This window comes from Plasticicumulans acidivorans, assembly GCF_003182095.1.
GTDB classification, from domain to species: Bacteria; Pseudomonadota; Gammaproteobacteria; order Competibacterales; family Competibacteraceae; genus Plasticicumulans; species Plasticicumulans acidivorans.
In genome coordinates this window covers 220569-240079 of sequence record NZ_QGTJ01000004.1, presented here as the reverse complement: position 1 = coordinate 240079, position 19511 = coordinate 220569, and the positions used below count along the sequence as shown (strand labels likewise).

At 65.1% G+C, this 19511-nt stretch carries 18 protein-coding genes, 1 tRNA gene and 1 CRISPR repeat array; of the genes, 16 read left to right on the top strand and 3 right to left on the bottom strand.

From position 1 onward, the window contains the following. Positions 1-40: 40 nt before the first annotated feature. From rpoD to C7443_RS08845, 12 genes are all read left to right on the top strand, one after another. Positions 41-1900, top strand: a complete 1860-nt coding sequence (gene rpoD, locus C7443_RS08895; RefSeq protein ID WP_281279394.1) for an RNA polymerase sigma factor RpoD — start codon at positions 41-43, stop codon at positions 1898-1900. Positions 1901-1947: 47 nt separating this feature from the next. Next, a tRNA-Ile gene (locus C7443_RS08890) sits at positions 1948-2024 on the top strand. A gap of 222 nt (positions 2025-2246) precedes the next feature. Further along, complete coding sequence (locus C7443_RS08885) at positions 2247-4511, top strand: CRISPR-associated endonuclease Cas3'' (protein ID WP_110018242.1); 2265 nt, start codon at positions 2247-2249, stop codon at positions 4509-4511. Between the two features lie 61 nt (positions 4512-4572). Then, positions 4573-5226, top strand: a complete 654-nt coding sequence (cas5c, locus tag C7443_RS08880; RefSeq protein WP_110018241.1) for a type I-C CRISPR-associated protein Cas5c — start codon at positions 4573-4575, stop codon at positions 5224-5226. Further along, the gene (cas8c, locus tag C7443_RS08875) at positions 5223-6974 is read left to right on the top strand and encodes a type I-C CRISPR-associated protein Cas8c/Csd1 (RefSeq protein ID WP_110018240.1); all 1752 of its coding nucleotides are present in this window, start codon (positions 5223-5225) and stop codon (positions 6972-6974) included. The genes cas5c and cas8c overlap by 4 nt, the downstream gene beginning before the upstream one ends. Continuing rightward, positions 6971-7855, top strand: coding sequence for a type I-C CRISPR-associated protein Cas7/Csd2 (cas7c, locus tag C7443_RS08870; protein ID WP_110018239.1), 885 nt, complete (start codon positions 6971-6973; stop codon positions 7853-7855). The genes cas8c and cas7c overlap by 4 nt, the downstream gene beginning before the upstream one ends. A 2-nt stretch (positions 7856-7857) precedes the next feature. Further along, complete coding sequence (gene cas4 / locus C7443_RS08865; protein WP_110018238.1) at positions 7858-8499, top strand: CRISPR-associated protein Cas4; 642 nt, start codon at positions 7858-7860, stop codon at positions 8497-8499. A 184-nt stretch (positions 8500-8683) separates the two neighbouring features. Beyond that, entirely contained in the window at positions 8684-9718 is a 1035-nt protein-coding gene (gene cas1c, locus C7443_RS08860) for a type I-C CRISPR-associated endonuclease Cas1c (RefSeq protein ID WP_110018237.1), read from the top strand. Between the two features lie 14 nt (positions 9719-9732). Further along, complete coding sequence (gene cas2, locus C7443_RS08855; RefSeq protein WP_110018236.1) at positions 9733-10023, top strand: CRISPR-associated endonuclease Cas2; 291 nt, start codon at positions 9733-9735, stop codon at positions 10021-10023. Positions 10024-10210: 187 nt separating this feature from the next. Further along, a CRISPR array of direct repeats spans positions 10211-11262; the repeat unit is 37 nt; unit sequence ATTACTCCCGCCTGAAATGGCGGGAGCGGATTGAAAC. Positions 11263-11517: 255 nt separating this feature from the next. Continuing rightward, positions 11518-11928, top strand: coding sequence for a hypothetical protein (locus C7443_RS19870; RefSeq protein WP_146213273.1), 411 nt, complete (start codon positions 11518-11520; stop codon positions 11926-11928). A 125-nt stretch (positions 11929-12053) separates the two neighbouring features. Beyond that, a complete protein-coding gene (locus tag C7443_RS08850) occupies positions 12054-12371 on the top strand; it encodes a hypothetical protein (protein ID WP_110018235.1) in 318 nt (105 codons plus the stop codon). 230 nt (positions 12372-12601) lie between these two features. Then, complete coding sequence (locus tag C7443_RS08845; RefSeq protein ID WP_246004602.1) at positions 12602-13561, top strand: LysR family transcriptional regulator; 960 nt, start codon at positions 12602-12604, stop codon at positions 13559-13561. A 12-nt stretch (positions 13562-13573) separates the two neighbouring features. Here C7443_RS08845 and uraD read toward each other — a convergent pair whose 3' ends face one another. Continuing rightward, complete coding sequence (gene uraD, locus C7443_RS08840; protein WP_110018233.1) at positions 13574-14086, bottom strand: 2-oxo-4-hydroxy-4-carboxy-5-ureidoimidazoline decarboxylase; 513 nt, start codon at positions 14084-14086, stop codon at positions 13574-13576. A gap of 287 nt (positions 14087-14373) precedes the next feature. Here uraD and C7443_RS08835 point away from each other — a divergent pair, with 287 nt between their 5' ends. From C7443_RS08835 to C7443_RS08825, 3 genes are all read left to right on the top strand, one after another. Continuing rightward, a complete protein-coding gene (locus C7443_RS08835) occupies positions 14374-15732 on the top strand; it encodes a nucleobase:cation symporter-2 family protein (RefSeq protein WP_246004601.1) in 1359 nt (452 codons plus the stop codon). A 204-nt stretch (positions 15733-15936) separates the two neighbouring features. Beyond that, entirely contained in the window at positions 15937-16782 is an 846-nt protein-coding gene (locus C7443_RS08830) for a hypothetical protein (RefSeq protein WP_110018231.1), read from the top strand. A 185-nt stretch (positions 16783-16967) separates the two neighbouring features. After that, a complete protein-coding gene (locus C7443_RS08825) occupies positions 16968-17504 on the top strand; it encodes a hypothetical protein (RefSeq protein ID WP_110018230.1) in 537 nt (178 codons plus the stop codon). A gap of 8 nt (positions 17505-17512) precedes the next feature. On the opposite strand, the gene C7443_RS08820 is transcribed toward C7443_RS08825, so the two are convergent. Then, entirely contained in the window at positions 17513-17959 is a 447-nt protein-coding gene (locus tag C7443_RS08820) for a DUF411 domain-containing protein (protein ID WP_110018229.1), read from the bottom strand. A gap of 270 nt (positions 17960-18229) precedes the next feature. Here C7443_RS08820 and C7443_RS08815 point away from each other — a divergent pair, with 270 nt between their 5' ends. Further along, on the top strand, positions 18230-18850 hold the full coding sequence (locus tag C7443_RS08815; RefSeq protein ID WP_110018228.1) for a glutathione S-transferase family protein: 621 nt from the start codon (positions 18230-18232) through the stop codon (positions 18848-18850). Between the two features lie 63 nt (positions 18851-18913). On the opposite strand, the gene C7443_RS08810 is transcribed toward C7443_RS08815, so the two are convergent. Beyond that, positions 18914-19480 (bottom strand): tetratricopeptide repeat protein, encoded by a 567-nt coding sequence (locus C7443_RS08810; RefSeq protein WP_170123552.1) that lies wholly within the window; start codon positions 19478-19480, stop codon positions 18914-18916. Positions 19481-19511 lie beyond the last annotated feature (31 nt).

The following is a 19511-nucleotide window of genomic DNA, read 5'->3' as shown; positions in this document are numbered from 1 at the left end:
TAGTGCGTGATTCACTTCACCGGCTCACGCCAGCATTCGGGTGCAAGAGAAGGTCATGAGCGAGCAGCAGCAGTCGCAGTTGAAGAAGTTGATCGCCCGCGGCAAGGAGCAGGGGTTCCTCACCTACGCCGAGATCAACGATCACCTGCCAGAGGACATCGTCGATCCCGAGCAGATCGAAGACATCATTGCGATGATCAACGACATGGGGATCGAAGTCCACGAATTTGCACCGGATGCCGATACCCTACTGCTCAATGAGGCGCCCGCCAACACCGATGACGACGACGTCACCGAAGAAGCGGCCGCCGCACTCGCCGCTGTCGACAGTGAATTCGGCCGCACCACCGATCCGGTGCGCATGTACATGCGCGAGATGGGCACCGTCGAGCTGCTGACCCGCGAAGGCGAAATCCAGATCGCCAAGCGCATCGAAGAAGGCATGAACCAGGTGCTCGCCGCGCTCGCGCACTATCCCGCGACCACGGCTGAACTGCTCGCCGAGTATGCGCTGGTCGAAACCGGCGAAGCCCGCCTGTCCGACCTGATCAGCGGCTTCAATGGCTTCGATGAGCCGATTCCTGAAGCCGCGCTCGAAAGCGAAGACGGCGACGACGCCGTGGTGGCCGAAGCCGACGACAGCGACGACGAAGAAGACGGCGAGACCACCGAGGCCGCCGACACCGGCCCCGATCCGGAAGAAGCCGCGCGCCGCTTCAACGAATTGCGCGAACTGCACCAGCAGATCACCGCGGCCATCGGTTCGCTCGGCTCCCAGCACGTCGACACCTTGTCGCTGCGCCAGCAGATGACTGACCGCTTCATGGAGCTGAAGCTGGTGCCGAAGATACTCGACATGCTGGTCGAGAACCTGCGCGCGCTGGTCGACCGTATCCGCGCCGAGGAAAAGGTCGTCATGGACTGCTGCGTCACCCACGCCAAGATGGACCGCAAGCTGTTCATCACCAGTTTCCCCGAGCACGAAACCAACATCGACTGGATCGACACGCACATCGCCAGCGGCAAGAAGTTCGCCGAAGGGCTGAAGCACCACCGCGACACCGTGCGCGCCGCGCAGGAGCGATTGCTGCAGATCGAGCAGGAAACCGGCCTGTCGGTCGGTGAGGTCAAGGACATCAACCGCACGATGTCGATCGGTGAGGCCAAGGCCCGCCGCGCGAAAAAGGAAATGGTCGAAGCCAACCTGCGCCTCGTCATCTCCATCGCCAAGAAGTACACCAACCGCGGCCTGCAGTTCCTCGACCTGATCCAGGAAGGCAACATCGGCCTGATGAAGGCGGTGGACAAGTTCGAATACCGCCGCGGCTACAAGTTCTCGACCTATGCGACGTGGTGGATCCGCCAGGCGATCACCCGCTCGATCGCCGACCAGGCACGCACCATCCGCATTCCGGTGCACATGATCGAGACGATCAACAAGCTCAACCGCATCAGCCGGCAGATGCTGCAGGAGATGGGCCGCGAGGCCACCCCGGAAGAGCTTGCCGAGCGCATGGAAATGCCCGAGGACAAGGTCCGCAAGGTGCTGAAGATCGCCAAGGAACCGATCTCGATGGAAACCCCGATCGGCGACGACGAGGATTCCCACCTCGGCGACTTCATCGAGGACACCAGCGCGATGTCACCGATCGAGGCCGCCACCAGCGAGGGGCTGAAGGAAGCCACCTACGAGGTGCTCGCCAGCCTGACGCCGCGTGAGGCCAAAGTGCTGCGCATGCGCTTCGGCATCGACATGCCCTCCGACCACACCCTCGAAGAGGTCGGCAAGCAGTTCGACGTCACCCGCGAGCGCATCCGCCAGATCGAAGCCAAGGCGCTGCGCAAGCTGCGCCACCCGAACCGCTCCGAGGTGCTGCGCAGCTTCCTCGACATCGAGTAGGCGGTTCCGGTCGCGATCTCACGCCGCTATACTGCGCCTCCCTTTCCGGGCCCTTAGCTCAGTTGGTCAGAGCTGGCGACTCATAATCGCTAGGTCGCAGGTTCAAGTCCTGCAGGGCCCACCATACATATAAAACAAAGGCTTAGGCTGCGATGCCTAAGCCTTTTTTTATTCGGCCTCAGCCTGCCGCAAGCACTGACGTGCTCTGAAAACGGCTTACGGACACCTCGCCGAGATATCCCTGCCCTGATCATTGCAACCCGTCTGCGTGTGCGCCCCATCACTATGATGCAGTCGCCATGCTGTCACGCTGAGTGTCCGTCTTCAGCACGCTCGCAGGGACACCATGACGCAGACGTCCGCTCATACGGCACTGGCGCACATCCGCTTCGATGCCAGCGAGCAAGTCGATCATCCGCTGGCTGAACATCTGCAGGCGGTCGCGGCGCTGGCCGCGGAGTTTGCCGAACACTGCGGCGCCGATTGGGCACGACTGGCCGGCCTGTGGCACGACCTGGGTAAATATCAGCCACGCTTCCAGCGCTACATCCGCACCGTCAACGGCGTTGAAGCGCACATCGAAACCGCTCTCGACGGCGGCGGCTCCGGCCGGATCGACCATTCGAGCGCCGGCGCACTGCACGCGCTCGACCGCTTCGGTACGCGCGGGCGCATCCTCGCCTACCTGATCGCCGGCCATCATTGCGGACTCGACAACTGGCATGACGGCCTCGGCCCTCGTCTGGATCGTCCCGCCAAGCGAACCCTGCTCGATGCCACCAAGAGCGCACTGACGGATACCTCGCTGCTGGACGCTGAGCAGCCGCGCAGCCCCGTGCCGGGAGGGCGCGAAGCAGGCGGCTTCGCGCTGTGGCTGCGGCTGCTGTTTTCCTGCCTGGTCGATGCCGACTTCCTTGACACCGAAGCCTTCATGCAGCCGCAACGGCCGGCGGCACGCGACGGGTTTCCTGCGCTGACGGCGCTGCTGCCGGCCTTCGATGCGTATATGCAGCACAAGCAGCGCACGGCCGCAGCGGGGCCGGTCAACACGGTGCGCGCCGAAGTGCTGGCCTGGTGCCGGGCGGCGGCGAGCCAGCCGCCAGGCGTGTTCACGCTCAACGTACCGACCGGCGGCGGCAAAACATTGGCCTCGATGGCCTTCGCCCTGGAGCACGCCCGTCACCACGGCCGGCACCGGCGCGTCATCCACGTCATCCCCTACACCAGCATCATTGAACAGACCGCCGATGTATTCCGCGCCATCTTCCCGGAGGCGGTGGTCGAGCATCACGCCAGCGTCGAAGTCAGCGCAGAGCAGGAAGACGCCCGCTCGCGGCTGGCCTGCGAGAACTGGGACGCGCCGGTGATCGTCACCACCACGGTGCAGCTGTTCGAGTCGCTGTTCGCCGTCCGCACCAGCCGCTGCCGCAAGCTGCACAACCTGATCGACAGCATCATCGTGCTCGACGAGGCGCAACTGCTGCCGGTAGCGCTGCTGCAGCCGATCCTCGACGTGCTCAGGCTGCTGACCCGCCATTACGGCGTCACGCTGCTGATCGCCACCGCCACGCAGCCGGCACTCGCGTCACAGTCCTGGTTCGGTGGCGAGCTGCGCGGGCTGGACGCCGTGCACGACATCGTGGCCGATCCCGCCGCGCTGCAGCAGCGCCTCGATCGTGTGCGCTACCGCTGGCCGGCGGATTTCAACCAGCGCTGCGACTGGCCGACGCTGGCCGCCACGCTCGCCGGGCACGACGCCGTGCTGACCGTCGTCAACCGCCGTGCCGACGCCGCCGCGCTGTATCACCTGCTGCCAAGCGAAGGGCGCGTGCACCTCTCGGCGCTGATGTGCGGCGCGCACCGTGCCCGTGTCATCGACGACATCCGTGCCCGACTGCAGGCGCAGCGCGGCGCCCGCGCGCCCGCGCCGCTGCGCGTAGTCAGCACGCAATTGGTCGAGGCCGGCGTCGATTTCGACTTTCCACGGGTCTACCGCGCGCTGGCTGGGCTCGATTCGATCGCCCAGGCCGCCGGGCGCTGCAACCGCGAAGGCCAGATGCCGCACGGCGAAGTGGTGGTATTCGTGCCGCCGCAGCCGGCGCCACGCGGCCTGCTGCGCAACGCCGAACAGATCACCATCAGCCAGATCGGCGAACAGGCCCCGTCGACGCTGCTGCCGGAGGCGTTTCGCCAGTTCTTCGCCCGCCTCTACCGCGAGCGACCGCTGGATGCCCGTGACATCGCCACCATGCTGGAGCCGGACAACCAGCTCGGCGTGCGCCTGCGCGACGCCGCCGAGGCTTTTCGCCTGATCGACAATGAGGACAGCGGCTACCGCACGATCTACGTCCGCTACCGCCCGGACGGCGACGAGAGCATCGACATCTGGCTCGCACAACTGCGGCGCGACGGCCCGCAACGCTGGCTGATGCGCAGCCTGCAGCGCTACGCGGTCAGCCTGCCGCCGTGGCATTTCCGCCAGCTGCTCGAACGCGGCGACCTCGAAGAACTGCGCCCCGATATCTACGCCCTGCGCGACGGCCTCTACGACGCCGAACTCGGCGTGCCGCTGGAGGAGCGACCGAACGATCCGCAGAGTCTGGTGATGTGACCCCCTCAGCACTGCAGCAACCCGCGCGTCCGCACCCGGACGCATCCACCACGGAGGTGGCATGAGCACGTTCTGTCTCGAAGTCCGTGGCGACTTCGCCTGTTTCACCCGGCCGGAAATGAAAGTCGAGCGGGTCAGCTACGACGTGATCACGCCTTCGGCGGCGCGGGCGGTGTTCGAGGCGATCCTGTGGAAACCGGCCTTGCGCTGGTACGTCGAGCGCATCGAGGTGCTGCGGCCGATCCGCTGGATCGCCCTGCGCCGCAATGAAGTCGGTGCCGTGGCTTCGACACGCCTGGCGCAGACGGCGATGCGCAGCGGCCACGGTCAGCTCGGGCTGTATGTCGAAGACGAGCGCCAGCAGCGCGCCGGCCTGTTCCTGCGGGATGTCGCCTACCGCCTGCATGCCCGGCTCGATGTGCTCAGCGACGAATCGCCGCTGAAATACCGCGAGATGTTTCGCCGCCGCGCCAGCCGCGGGCAGTGCTTCCACCAGCCGTATCTCGGCTGCCGCGAATTCGCCTGCGCCTTCCGCCTGCTCGACGATCCGGGCAGCGAGCCGGCCCCCGAGCCGATCGATGCCGAGCTGGGCTGGACGCTGTTCGACCTCGATTTCAGCGACCCGAGCGCACCGCAGCCGCGCTTTTTCCGCGCGCAACTGCGCGGCGGCGTACTCGACGTACCGGCGCCCGACAGCCCGGAGGTGCGCGGATGATCCTGCAAGCGCTGCACGACTACTACGAACGCCGCGCCAGCGGCCGCCAACCACTGGCGCCGATCGGCTTCGAGCTCAAGGAAATCCCCTTCGTGCTCGAACTGGCCGCCGACGGCCGACTGCTGCAGCTGCGCGATCTGCGCGAGAAACAGGACAAGAAACTGGCCGCACCACCGCGGCAGGTGCCACGCGGCGTCAAGCGCACGGTCGGCATCGCCGCCAATTTCCTCTGGGACAAAGCCGACTATGTACTCGGGCTGGTGCCGGGGAAGGGCAATCCGGAGCGGGTTGCCGAGCAGCATGCCGCCTTCCGCGCCCGCATCGAGGCCCTGCCCGCTGCGCTGCAGGCCGACGCCGGCATCGCCGCCGTGCGCCGCTTTTACGCCGGGCATCTGCCTGAAGTACAGGCACGCTACCCGGCCGAGTGGCAAGAGTGGACACAGAGCAACCCGCTGCTCACCTTCCAGCTGCAGGGCGATGCCGACTGGGTCTGCCAGCGCCCGGCGGTGCGCGCGGCCTGGGCCACGCTCGATGCCGACACCGCCGCCGACGGCCTGTGTCTGATCACCGGCGAACCGGCGCACATCGCCGAAACCCACCCGGCGATCAAAGGCGTCTGGGGCGCGCAGACCTCCGGCGCCAACATCGTCTCCTTCAACCTTGATGCCTTCCGTTCCTACGGCAAGAAACAGGGGCACAACGCACCGATCGGCGAGGTCGCCGCCGAGCGCTACGTCACCGCATTGAATGAGGGCCTGCTGGCACGCGGCTCACGCCGGCGGCTGCAGATCGGCGATGCCTCGGCGGTGTTCTGGGCCAGCCGCGACGGTGAAGTGCTGGAGGACAATTTCGCCGACCTGCTCGGCGAACCCAGCGGCGACGGCGACGATCCGCACCGCGACACCGAACAGCTGCGCGCGCTCTACGAATCACTGAAAACCGGCGCCTATCAGCCGGCGCACGCCGGCACCCGCTTCCACGTGCTTGGCCTGGCGCCGAACGCGGCGCGCATCAGCATCCGCTTCTGGCTGAGCGCGACGCTCGATGTCCTCGGCGCCCGCCTCGGCCAGCACTTCTGCGATCTCGACATCGTCCACGGCGAGCGCCAGCCCGCCCGGCTGAGCCTGTTCCGGTTGCTGCTGTGCACCGCTGCGCAGGGCAAGGCCGAGAACATCCCGCCAAACCTCGGCGGTGAACTGACCCGCGCCGTACTCGAAGGCCGGCCCTACCCGGCGACGCTGCTGCAGGCGGCGCTGCGCCGCATCCGCGCCGAGCGGCTGGTCGACTACCCGCGCGCCGCACTGATCAAGGCGGTCCTGGTACGCGCCGCCCGCGCGCAACACTCGCAACGACAGGAGGTGAGCGTGTCACTCGATCCCGCCAATACCAACGTCGGCTACCGGCTCGGCCGGCTGTTCGCGGTGCTGGAACGCATCCAGGAGGAAGCCAGCCCCGGCCTCAACGCCACTATTCGCGACCGTTACTTCGGCGCGGCATCAAGCACGCCGCTGACGGTGTTCCCCCTGCTCAACCGGCTGAAAAACCACCATCTCGGCAAACTCGACAACCCCGGCCGAGCCAGGAACCTCGAAGCGCTGGTCGGTGAAATCGTTGACGGCCTCGATGCCGCGCAGCCGTTTCCGCCACACCTGAGCCTCGCCGACCAGGGCCGCTTTGCGGTCGGCTATTACCACCAGCGCCAGCATGCCTCGACCTACCGGAGCGCACGCCAGGGAGAATCCGCATGAACGCCCCGATCCAGAAACGCTACGACTTCGTCCTGCTGTTCGACGTTCAGGACGGCAATCCCAACGGCGACCCGGATGCCGGCAACCTGCCGCGCCTCGACCCGGAAACCGGCGAAGGGCTGGTCACCGATGTCTGCCTCAAGCGCAAAGTGCGCAACTACGTCGGCCTGACGCACGGCGAGCAGCCGCCGTTCGAGATTTACGTCAAGGAAAAAGCCGTGCTCAACGCCCAGCACGAACGCGCCTACACCGCGCTCGGCATCGATCTGTCGGCCGACGACAAAAAGCGCAAGGGCGGCGACAAATCGGACGAGGCCAAACGCTGGATGTGCGCCAATTTCTACGATGTGCGCACCTTCGGCGCGGTGATGAGCACCGGCGTCAACTGCGGTCAGGTGCGCGGGCCGGTGCAGCTCACCTTCGCGCGCTCGGTCGGCCCGATCATCGCCACTGAGCACTCGATCACACGCATGGCAGTCACCAGGGTCGAGGAAGCGCAGAAGCAAGCCGGCGACAACCGCACGATGGGCCGCAAGTTCACCGTGCCCTACGGCCTGTACCGCGCCCACGGCTTCATCTCGGCGCATCTGGCGCAGCAGACCGGGTTTTCTGAGGATGACCTCGTGCTGCTGTGGCAGGCGCTCGAAAACCTGTTCGAACACGATCGCTCGGCAGCACACGGGCAGATGGCGACGCGCGGGCTGTATGTGTTCGAGCATGACTCGGCACTCGGCAATGCACCGGCACATCAATTGTTCGAACGCATCCGCGTACTGCCGCCGGCCGCGGACGTGCCGGCCCGTCACTTCAGTGACTTCCGCATCGATATCGACACCGGGGAACTGCCTGCCGGCGTCATATTGCAGCGGCGGGTGGGCTGACGATGAACCTCGCGGCCGAGGACGGTGAGGTCGAGTGGATCGCGATTTCGGCGCTGCAGCACTGGAGCTACTGCCCGCGCCAGTGTGCGCTGATCCACCTCGAACAAGCCTGGGACGACAATGTGCACACGCTGCGCGGCGACGCCGTGCACGCCACGGTCGACGTACCCGGCAGCACCGTCGACGGCAGTACGCGCTGCGAACGCGCCCTGCCGCTGTGGTCACGTCGGCTCGGCCTCAGCGGCCGGGCCGACATCGTCGAATTTCGCGCCGACGGCATGCCCTACCCGATCGAGTACAAGCACGGCCACCGCCGCCCGGCCGAACACGATGAGCTGCAACTCGCCGCCCAGGCACTGTGCCTGGAAGAAATGACTGGGCTGGCGGTACCGCTCGGCGCGATCTATCACCACGGCTCGCGCCGCCGCCGCGAAGTCGCCATCGACGCGGCACTGCGGGCTCGCACCGAGGCCGCTGTTGCTGCGGTGCGCGAGCTGCTCATGAGCGGCCACCTGCCGCCACCGTCGTTCGATGCCCGTTGTGAAGCCTGCTCACTGCGCGACCTCTGCCAGCCCGAGGCCGTGAGCGCCTGCGAGCAACAGGCCCGCACCCGCGCCGAGCTGTTCGACCCCGATGCAGACTGAACGCGTTGCGCCACACCGCCCCGCCCGCTGCTCAAACGTTTTGCGCAGCCGCCACCTCCCGGAGAAAGAGGCGGCCGCAACGGGCAACACCGCGGCAGGCCATGAACGACAAAAACGCCTCTCCCGCAGGAGGAAAAATCCGCCAGTGGCAGACGGCTGATACCTCGGCACGGGGGCAACACCGATGCGCCAGTTACTGAACACCCTGTACGTGACCACGCCGAATGCCTGGTTGCGGCTCGAAGGCGACACGCTGGTGGCCGAAATCGAGCGCGAGAAGAAACTGCAGGTGCCGCTGCATCATCTCGGCGGCATCGTCACCTTCGGCGATGTGATGCTCACGCCAGCGCTGCTGCACCGCTGCGCCGATGACGGCCGCTCGGTCGCGCTGCTCGATCGCAACGGCCGCTTCAAGGCGCGCCTGGAAGGCCCGGTCAACGGCAACATCCTGCTGCGTCAGGCTCAGCATGCCGCGGCTGCAGATGTGCCCCAGACACTGGCGCTCGCCCGGACCTGCGTCGCCGGCAAACTGCGCAACAGCCGGCAACTGCTGCTGCGCGGCGCGCGCGAAACCGACGACGATGCCGAGCGCACGCAACTGCGCCAGGCTGCAGCACTGATCGCCGCCCACCTGCGCCGGCTGCCGCACAGCCCCGATCTCGATACCGTGCGCGGCCTCGAAGGCGACGCGGCACGCCTGTACTTCGAAGCGCTGGAATATGTGATCCGACCGGCGCAGCGCACCGCGTTCGGCTTCAGCCGCCGCAGCCGGCGACCGCCGCTCGATTGCTTCAATGCACTGATCTCATTCCTCTACACGCTGCTGACCCACGACTGCCGCTCGGCGCTCGAAGGCGTCGGACTCGATCCGCAACTCGGCTTTCTCCACGTCGTGCGCCCCGGCCGCCCGGCCCTGGCGCTCGATCTGGTCGAAGAATTCCGCGCGCCACTCGCCGACCGCCTGGCGCTGACCCTGATCAACCGCGGCCAGCTCGACACTCGTGACTTCGAGCAGCGCCCCGGCGGCGCGGTATACCTCAACGATGATGGCCGCCGCAGCGTGATCACCGCTTATCAGCAGCGCAAGCAGGAAGAAGTGCGCCATCCGCTGCTGAAGGCGCCGGTACCGATCGGCCTGCTTGCACACCTGCAGGCTCGCCTGCTCGCCCGCCGCCTGCGCGGTGACCTCGTGGACTATCTGCCGTATCTGCAGCGCTAAGCGCGGGAGGCTCCATGCTGATCCTCGTGTCCTATGACGTTTCCACCGAAACCCGAGAAGGCCGACGCCGACTGCGGCGCGTCGCCAAGGTCTGCCTGAATTACGGCCAACGGGTGCAGAAATCCGTTTTCGAATGCAGCGTCGACCTCGCCGGCTATGAATCGCTGCAACGAGCATTGCTGGCAGAAATCGATCTCGACGCCGACAATCTGCGTTTCTACCGCTTGCGCGAGCCGCTGGCCCAAAGCGTCAAGCAATTCGGCACCTTCCGCAGCGTCGACTTCGACGCCCCATTAATGATCTGACCATGCCCTGCGCGAACCCCAAGCTCCCGCCCTTTCGCCGACCGGTTCGCGCAAGCACCAACTCTTTGAAAACATGGATATTCATCAGGCCACTCCCAATGGCCGCCCAATCGATACACCGCCTCATCCGCCGATCCGCGCAAACCGCCCGAAATCGGCCGGCCAATCAGCACATTGGCGCAATGCCATTACTCCCGCCTGAAATGGCGGGAGCGGATTGAAACGCCGCCATCGCCAGCGACATCAGGCCGACCATCAGGGCATTACTCCCGCCTGAAATGGCGGGAGCGGATTGAAACGCCTCGGCACACGGCCAAAATCTCATCGACGCTCATTACTCCCGCCTGAAATGGCGGGAGCGGATTGAAACGGATACGTCAGCGTCGATGTCGCCGCCTGATTATTATTACTCCCGCCTGAAATGGCGGGAGCGGATTGAAACCACATCGGCGCTGCGCCGCTGCTGCTGCAGTACGTGCATTACTCCCGCCTGAAATGGCGGGAGCGGATTGAAACGACAAACATACTGGATTAATTGATGGCGGCGGTATATTACTCCCGCCTGAAATGGCGGGAGCGGATTGAAACTCCGCATTCGGCAGTTTGTCAAAATCTGGAATTATTATTACTCCCGCCTGAAATGGCGGGAGCGGATTGAAACCAGTGTCATCACTCACATCCTCATTTTTAATTAAATTACTCCCGCCTGAAATGGCGGGAGCGGATTGAAACTTTGATCCACATCGTCAACCCGCTCCGTACTACAAATTACTCCCGCCTGAAATGGCGGGAGCGGATTGAAACAAAGGCGACTTTCAGGCCGTCAACAAGGCGACCGGGGATTACTCCCGCCTGAAATGGCGGGAGCGGATTGAAACCTGATCACGATCCAGCCGGGCGGCGGCGCGACTTCATTACTCCCGCCTGAAATGGCGGGAGCGGATTGAAACAAGGCGCTGGTGCTCTGGTGCCGATCATGAACCCGGAATTACTCCCGCCTGAAATGGCGGGAGCGGATTGAAACACTACAACGAGCACGTATCCATCCTCTACACCGGCATTACTCCCGCCTGAAATGGCGGGAGCGGATTGAAACAGCTCAAGGCCGAGCGTGAAGTTTGGACGTGGCAAATTACTCCCGCCTGAAATGGCGGGAGTGGATTGAAACACGTCCCTCTGGGATATGCCGACGTCGATTACCAATTACTCCAGCCCGAAATGGCGGGGGCGGATTGAGCTCGACTCCGTTGAGGGCCGTCGCATTTGCTGCCAAGAAAGAGGACGACGGCTCACACGGGGTAGGCAAACCGGGGCGAGGAACAGGCAGGCTCGCAAGAGCCGCCCCGCGCGAACCGCCATAGACGTACAGTGCAGGCACAAAAAAACGCCCGTAATGGAGAAAAATAGCGCTATCGCGCCTCGACAAACCCGGTCGCCGATGGGCAGCGACGGGGCTACAGTAGGCATGGTTGATTGTGCGTCAAGGGGGCTCAGATGTGGCGCCTTTTTGTTTTAATCCTGCTTTTCGGCTGTGCAACTACGACTTTCACGTCGTATGTTGGAGATAAAAATATTTATCAAGGTTCTGGGGGCGCACTGGAAAGCGTTGAAGGAGTCGATGTTTGGTCCCGCGGCTTGCCTAATAGGAAATTTTTCATTGTAGGATTTATTGATGATTCAAGACCGAAAGGCATGACAGCCGTAAATCGCAAAAAAGATCTGGCCTTGCTAGCAAAACAGCACGGGGCTCATGGCGTTATCCTTACTGATCAGAATAGTGTTCTTGTTGGATATTTTAAAAATGGCGAAATCAATTTGACTTCCAACACAGCAAGCTATTCTGGATTAGATACCGCTATTTATCGTATAGAAACCCGCGCGCTGGCAATAAATTATGAAGATTGATCCCTTGCCATCGATTCTTTATCCATAATCGTTTAAACATTCCCACTATGAGTAATTCTCTGCATTGCAGTTTTAACTGTGTTTTATTGTCTGCCGATTACTCCACCTGAACAGGCGAGAGTGGATTGAAACTCGACGACACGCTTACGCAGAGCGGCACGGTTGCCAAGCTGCGTGGTGATATTGGTTATCAGAGCATTCAGGCTATTGCCCTGACGGTGCTGACCGGCAAACAGTATTCTGCCCGCCTCGTCCTGTTGCCTGACACGCTCGCCAAGCTGAGGAATCACTATGCAACCCTCGAACCCTGGTGGAACACCGTTTTCGGGCATGGTTTCGCCGATCTCTCCGGATCGGAAGTCCGCTCTCTCCTCGGCAGTCAACAGGAAGCTGATGCCATCCGAGATCGAATCCTTGCGGCTCGACAAGCAGCGGGCTTCTGAGGAAATTCGGCGCATCCTGGACGGCGACGCATAATCGACTTCATCCGCATCACCATCGACGACCGCACCGTGCGGACGGATTACTCCCGCCTGAGTAGCTCGAATCCCCACCAGCCGTAGCGCAGAGGACTTGCGGCGAGTGGGTATGCGCCAAGCGTCGGATTGCCTGGAGGCGTGCCGGCGCGGATATTGCTTTGCAGCATGCGGTTTCCGGCATGAGGGCTGCAGCGGTGAGCGGCAAGGCTAATCCTTCCTGGGAAGATCTCGACGTCCACCTGCTGCGGGTGCTGTGCACGTTGCTGACTGAGAGCAGTGTTTCGCGCACGGCGCGCAAGCTGTCGATGTCGCAGCCGGCGGTGAGCACGGCGCTGCGCCGCCTGCGCGACATTACCGGAGATCAATTATTGATCCGCAGCCGGCTGGGCATGACGCCGACCGAGCGCGGTGGCGAGCTGCTGGAGCACGTGCGCACGGCGCTGGCGCAGATCGAGCGCATTGCAACGGCCCCGGAAAGCTTCGTGCCGGCGAACTCGCGGCGAGCCTTCCAGCTGGCCACGGCCGACTACCTGCACGCCGGGGTGCTGGGCGATCTGTGCACGCGGCTGCACCGTTTGGCGCCAAATGCTTCGGTGATGGTGCATTCCTACGGGCCGGACTCCGATGCGGCGGAAGCGCTGGAAAGCGGCCGGCTCGATGCGGTGATCGGCAACTGGCCGCAGCCACCGCAGCATCTGCGCATGACGATGCTCTATGAGGACGAGATGGTCTGCCTGGTACGTCGCGGCCATCCGCTGGAGCAGCGGCGTATATGCGCGCAGGACTACCTCGATGCTGCCCATGTGGCGCCGACGCCGTATTCGGTCGGTCAGCGCGGTGTGATCGACGTGACCCTGGCCAAAGAGCGGCTCAAGCGCCGGGTCACCGCCTACGTGCCGTACTTCCAGATGGCGCCATACGCTCTGCCCAGCACCGACCTGCTGTTCACTGCGCCGCGCCGCTTCGCCGAGCACTATGCCCGCGAACTGCCGCTGGCAGTGCTGCCGCTGCCGATCGACTGCCCGCCGATGCCCTGCTACCTGCTGTGGCACGATCGCACGCACTACTCCGACGAGTGCCGCTGGTTTCGCGAGCAGATCAGCGCGGCCGTCTGCAGCGAGGACATGCTGAGCAGCCACCGCCTCAGCCACTGAGCGGCAGCGCGCTCAGGCCGGTGCGAACAGGGCCTGCAGACGCAGGCTGGCGATGCGCCCGACCTGCTCCAGCGCGGTGCGCAGCTCGGTGGCGCGATCGTGTTCGACGCGCGCCTCCAGGGCCGCGAGGATGTCGGCGCGGCCGAGGCCGCGCACGGCGATGATGAACGGGAAGCCGAAGCGCTCGCGGTAACGCGCATTGAGCGTCTGCAGGCGGGCGAATTCCTCCGGCGTGCAGCGATCGAGGCCGGCGCCGCGCTGCTCCTCGCGCGATTCGGCGGTCAGCTCGCCGGCCACCGCGGCCTTGCCCGCCAGCTCCGGATGCGCGCACAGCAGTGCGAGCTGCTCCTGCGGTTCAGCCGCCCACATGGCATCGAGCAGCGCCGTCTGCAGCGCCGGCAGATCGGCGAACGGGCCGTGCGCATGCGCCCGCCGCGCAACCCACGGCGAATGCTCGAAGATGCCGTCGAGCGCCGAAACGAAGGCATCCGCATCGAGGCGGGAAAGTTCGGCGGGACTCGGCATGGCGTCACTCCTTTGGCGAAGGGGGCGCTGCAGTATCGCCGCACAGCGCGGCGCACAGAATCCGCCGGCGCCGATAACCCACTTCAGCCGATGCAGATGAGCCCCGCGGATTCATCCGCCGCGGCCAATAAGGGTTATCCGGATCAGCACTTAGGCCGCTCCATATACTCGGCTCACCCCCTACCCCTTTTGGAGTAATGCCCCAGCCGCCCGCAGCGCCCTGCGCCGGCTGGCAGCGCACGCCACCGCTTACACCGCTAACTCGCTGTTGTCCGGAGGTCCACGCCGTGAATGCCGTCCACCCCGTCGATGAACGTCTGCCCTGGCTGCGCCTGCTGCCGCTCGGGCTGCAGCATGTGCTGGTGATGTACGCCGGCGCCGTCGCCGTGCCGCTGATCGTCGGCGGCGCGCTGAAGCTGCCGAAGGAACAGATCGCGCTGCTGATCAACGCCGACCTGATCTGCTGCGGCATCGCCACGCTGATCCAGGCGCTCGGCCTCGGCCGCCACCTCGGCATCCGCCTGCCGGTGATGATGGGCGTCTCGTTCGCGGCCGTCTCGCCGATGATCTCGATCGGCCAGAGCGCCGGCATCCAGGCGATGTACGGCGCGGTGATCAGCGCCGGCCTGATCGCGTTTCTCTGCGCCTCGCTGGTCAGCCGCATGATCCGCTTTTTCCCGCCGGTGGTGACCGGCACGATCATCACGGTGATCGGCGTGACGCTGATGCGGGTCGGCATCAACTGGGCGGCCGGCGGCCCACCGATGATCGCCGGCAAGCCCAATCCGGCCTACGGTGACCTGACGCACCTGCTGGTGGCCTTTCTGGTGCTGATCGCCACGCTGCTGATCGCCCGCTACGGTCGCGGCTTCATCGCCAACATCGCCGTGCTGCTCGGGCTGGTGTTCGGTTACCTGGTGGCGGCGGTGATCGGCAAGGTGGACCTGTCCGGCGGCGAGAACCTGCCGTTCATCGATTTCATCTATCCGCTGCAGTTCGGCATGCCGGTATTCGATCCGGTGGCGATCGTGACGATGACGCTGGTGATGTTCGTCATCATGGTCGAGTCGACCGGCATGTTCCTCGCGCTCGGTGAGCTGTGCGGGCGGCCGGTGACGCGTGAGGACCTCAGCCGCGGGCTGCGCGTCGACGGCATCGGCACGTTGATCGGCGGCGTGTTCAACACCTTCGCCTACACCTCGTTTTCGCAGAACGTCGGCTTGGTCGGCGTCACCGGCGTGCGCAGCCGCTGGGTGTGCGTGGCTGGCGGCATCATCATCTTCTGCCTCGGCCTGTTCCCGCAGCTGGCGCACGTCGTCGCCTCGGTGCCGCAATTCGTGCTCGGCGGCGCCGGCATCGTCATGTTCGGCATGGTCGCGGCGACCGGCATCCGCATCCTCGCCCGCGTGGACTTCGACAACCGCGCCAATCTGCTGGTGGTCGCCGTCAGCATCGGCATGGGCATGATCCCGCTGGTTGCCGACCACTTCTTCCAGTACATGCCCAAGGAGCTCGGCCCGCTGCTGCACAGCGGCATCCTGCTCGCCGCGATCTCGGCGCTGCTGCTCAACGCCTTCTTCAACGGTGTCGCCGACGAAGCCACCGCCCGGCGCGAGGCCGCCGCCGCCAGTCACGGCGCCGAATAACACAGCCTGCTTCCGCCCCCCAGCCCGGCCCCGTGCCGGGCTTTTTTTGTGCCTGCAGCGGGTCGGGAACGGCGACTCATGCGAATTCGGCAATGAGGGTTATCCAGATCGCGGCGGGCGATGGCTGTTAGTTTCAACCTCAGAAAATCAATGAGAAACACCCTTTACCAACAACTACTTGCTGACATTCCAGGAGACTGTGCCATGCCTTGCGCCCGCCCGCCCGCCGTCCTCGCCGCCCTCGCCTTCGGCCTCAGCGCCCCGCTGAGCAGCCACGCCGCAGGCTTCAGCGATACCTTCATCGGCTATCGCTACGGCAACCAGTTCAGCGAGCCGAGCAAGCCGGACGACATCAGCAAGAACATCGTGCAGTTCACGCACGCCAGCAGCTACAAGCTCGGCAGCAATTTCTTCAACCTCGACATGCTGATGTCGGACGACAACGATCCGGCGCACAACTCCGATGACGGCGCCACCGAGTTCTACGCCACCTTCCGCAGCCAGCTGCACGCCAGCAAGGTGTTCGACCGCGACTTCAAGTACGGCATCATCCGCGACCTCGGGCTGACCTTCGGCTTCGACGCCAACACCAAGGACACCACCTTCGCGCCACGCAAGCGCCTGATCGCGATCGGCCCGACGCTGAAGTTCGACGTGCCCGGCTTCTTCGATCTCAGCTTCATGTACACGAAGGAATGGAACCACAAGGGTATTCCCGGCACGCCGGACCCGGACCACGAATTCGACGGCACCTACATGATCAGCGCCGCCTGGGCCATCCCCTTCAGCGTCCACGACACACCGATGAAGTTCCAGGGCTTCGCCAATTACATCGGGCCGAAGGGCGAGGACTACAACTACCGCGACACCGAGGCGGAATTCCTGCTGCGCACCTCGCTGATGGTCGACGTCGGCAAGCTGGTTGCCGACAGCAAGGGCACGCTGTTCGCCGGCGTCGGCTACGAGTACTGGCACAACAAGTTCGGCAACCCGCCGGGCGTGGGCACCTTTACCCGCACGCCGACGCTCAACCTTGAGTGGCATTTCTGATGCCGCGGCGGGCGGTGCGCCGTGCACCGCCCGCGTGCTTACCTGAGCAGACCCTTGCTTACAAACCCTTACCCGACATTACCTGCTGCGGCATCAAGCTCTTGCCGCGGCCGCCGATAGCCCTGCTGCATGCGCACCGCGCACGTGCCGGCGACCGCCGGTGCCACCGTTGCAGGAGCACGACCATGTCGATCAGCGCCATCGCCTCCGGCTCAACGAATTACCTGGCCGCGCTGCAGAGCAGCGCCCGGGTCAGCAGCTCGGGCAGCTCATCGGACAGCAACCCGATGGATGATCTGAGCCAGGCTCTGGAATCCGGCGATCTCGAAGCCGCCAAGAGCGCGTTCTCGAAACTCAAGGATCAGATGGAAAAAGGCGGCGGCCCCGGAGGCCCGGGAGGCCCTGGCGGCATGCCGCCCCCGCCGCCGCCGACCTCGGCCAGCAGCAGCTCGGACGACGACAGCGATGAGGACGACAGCAGCATCAGCAGCCTGTCGAGCACATCGAGCAGCTCGACGTCGAGCAGCAGCAGCGATCCGGCATCCCTGTTCAATCAGTTGCAGGCGGCGCTCGAAAGCGACGATCTCGAAACCGCGCAGTCGGTGTTCGCCACGCTGCAGGCCAATGCACCGAAGCCGCCGAGCGGCACCGGCAGCAGTACCGGCGTCAGCTCGACCGGGCCGATCGGCAATCTCGGCAACAACGTCGACGTCAGTGTCTGAGCAGCGTTTCAGTCGCGCATGAACTCGCGCGCCTGCCCCGGCGCGCCGAGTTCCATCACCACCAGCGGCCCTGATCGCTGGCCGGGATGTCCCGGCGCACCGGCCGGCATGCCCGGCAGACTGATGCCGCGGATCGCCGGGCGCTCACGCAGCAGGCGCTCGATCGCCGCCACCGGCACGTGGCCTTCGATGGCATAGCCGTCGATCAGCGTGGTGTGGCAGCTCGCCAGATCGGGATCAACGCCGGCCTGCTGTTTCAGCCGGGCCAGCTCGGCGGGCTGCAGCACCTGAACCTGCACCGTGTAGCCGTGCTCGCGCAGATAGGCGATGTGTCCCTCGCAGCAGTCGCAGTACGGCTGCTTGTAGACCACGGCCTCGTGCGCTGCGCTGGCGGCGCTTACGGCTGCACTCAAGCTGAGAGCGGCAGCGGCCAGGAGGATGGGTAAAGGCTTCATCGGCAGGGCTCCGTGAAAGTGGACTCTGAACTCACGCATAGGCGACCGGGCTTCAGACCTGCGCGCGGATGTGGTGTTCACCGCTCCGGCGTGGCGGCGTGTCGTATCACGCACAGCACCGACACGCCACCGCATCCGCAGCGACGTCTGCAAGCTGCTGAATCATAACGCACGCCTGAAATCCGGCCGATCACGACCGGGCCTGCCCGAGTCTTGCATCGACGCGCGGTGGCGCTCCGTCGGGGAGCGCGTGTGCGGAGTATCGGCCGAATGAAGTTCTACATGACCCCCGGTTCCTGCTCGACCGGCATCCATATCCTGCTCGAAGAACTGGAACAGGTGTTCGAGGCCTACATCGTCAGTCTGCCGGCCGGCGACCACCGGCGCCCGGAGTTCGTGGCGATGAATCCAAAATCGACGATTCCGGTACTGGTGCGCGATGACGGCAGCGTGCTCACCGAGTTCAACGCCATCGCTTGGTGGCTGGGCCGCCAGTTCGGTCGCGGGCGGCTGATGCCAGCCGAGCTGGAAGGCGAAGTGCGCGCGCTGGAGCTGATGGACTACGTCGTCGGCACGCTGCACGGCCAGGGCTTCGCCCGCCTGTTCGTCGCCGAAAGCTTCACCAGTGATGTGGAGCAGTTCGAGGCGGTGCGCGCGCGCGGCCGTGAAATCGTCGAGCAGGGGTTTGCCATCCTCGACGCCCGGCTGGCCGGGCGCGAATACGCCGTCGGCGCGTTCTCGATTGCCGATGCGGCGCTGTTCTACGTCGAATTCTGGGCCACGCGCAGCGACATCGCGCTGCCCGCGCACTGCGCGGCGCATTACGCCCGCATGCTCAAACGCCCGGCGGTGCGCCAGGTGCTGGCCGAAGAAGGTTACCGCCTGGCCTGACGGCGGCGGCACCAACGAAAACGCGCCCCGCAGGGCGCGTCGTTGCGGCGACAGCCGTCGCGCTCAGGGCTTCTTGGCCGGGGCGCCGCCCTTCTTCATCTGCTCGATCTCGGAGAGCAGACGCTTGGCGTTCTCGTCCCCCTTGGCCGAAGCCTGCTTCAGCCATTTCTCGGCATCCGGCCAGCTCTGCTTGACGCCGGCGCCCTTGCCGTACATGAAGCCGAGCTGCGTCATCGCCGGCGGCCAGCCCTGCTCGGCGGCCAGCTTGGTCAGACGGGCGGCCTCGGTCGGGTCCTGCGGCACGCCGCCCTGGCCGGTCAGGTAGGCGACCGCCAGATTGGTCTGCGCCGGGGCAAAGCCCTGGTCGGAGGCCTTGCGGAACCACTTGGCGGCTTCGGAGATGTCGGTCGCGACGCCGGCCTCACCGCGCGCGTACACCATGCCCAGCCGGGTCTGCGCCGCCGGATCGCCAGCCTCGGCGGCAGTGCGCAGCTTCTTCAGCGCATCGGCGACCTCCGGCTTGACTTCAGCGGCGGCGGTCGTATCCGCCGGCTTGGAGCCGGCGCCCTGCAGGGAACTGCAGCCGGCAAGCGCGGCGGTCAAAGCTGCGATCAGGAGAATCTTCTTCAAGGGTGACTCCTCGGCTGGACGGTAGCGGTGA

Coding starts and splice junctions, on each gene's coding strand:
- C7443_RS08815 (WP_110018228.1), top strand. CDS start 18,230: ATGAAGTTCTACATGACCCCCGGTTCCTGCTCGACCGGCATCCATATC.
- cas8c (WP_110018240.1), top strand. CDS start 5,223: ATGATCCTGCAAGCGCTGCACGACTACTACGAACGCCGCGCCAGCGGC.
- cas2 (WP_110018236.1), top strand. CDS start 9,733: ATGCTGATCCTCGTGTCCTATGACGTTTCCACCGAAACCCGAGAAGGC.
- cas1c (WP_110018237.1), top strand. CDS start 8,684: ATGCGCCAGTTACTGAACACCCTGTACGTGACCACGCCGAATGCCTGG.
- C7443_RS08830 (WP_110018231.1), top strand. CDS start 15,937: ATGCCTTGCGCCCGCCCGCCCGCCGTCCTCGCCGCCCTCGCCTTCGGC.
- C7443_RS19870 (WP_146213273.1), top strand. CDS start 11,518: ATGTGGCGCCTTTTTGTTTTAATCCTGCTTTTCGGCTGTGCAACTACG.
- uraD (WP_110018233.1), bottom strand. CDS start 14,086: ATGCCGAGTCCCGCCGAACTTTCCCGCCTCGATGCGGATGCCTTCGTT.
- cas5c (WP_110018241.1), top strand. CDS start 4,573: ATGAGCACGTTCTGTCTCGAAGTCCGTGGCGACTTCGCCTGTTTCACC.
- C7443_RS08825 (WP_110018230.1), top strand. CDS start 16,968: ATGTCGATCAGCGCCATCGCCTCCGGCTCAACGAATTACCTGGCCGCG.
- cas7c (WP_110018239.1), top strand. CDS start 6,971: ATGAACGCCCCGATCCAGAAACGCTACGACTTCGTCCTGCTGTTCGAC.
- C7443_RS08885 (WP_110018242.1), top strand. CDS start 2,247: ATGACGCAGACGTCCGCTCATACGGCACTGGCGCACATCCGCTTCGAT.
- C7443_RS08820 (WP_110018229.1), bottom strand. CDS start 17,959: ATGAAGCCTTTACCCATCCTCCTGGCCGCTGCCGCTCTCAGCTTGAGT.
- cas4 (WP_110018238.1), top strand. CDS start 7,858: ATGAACCTCGCGGCCGAGGACGGTGAGGTCGAGTGGATCGCGATTTCG.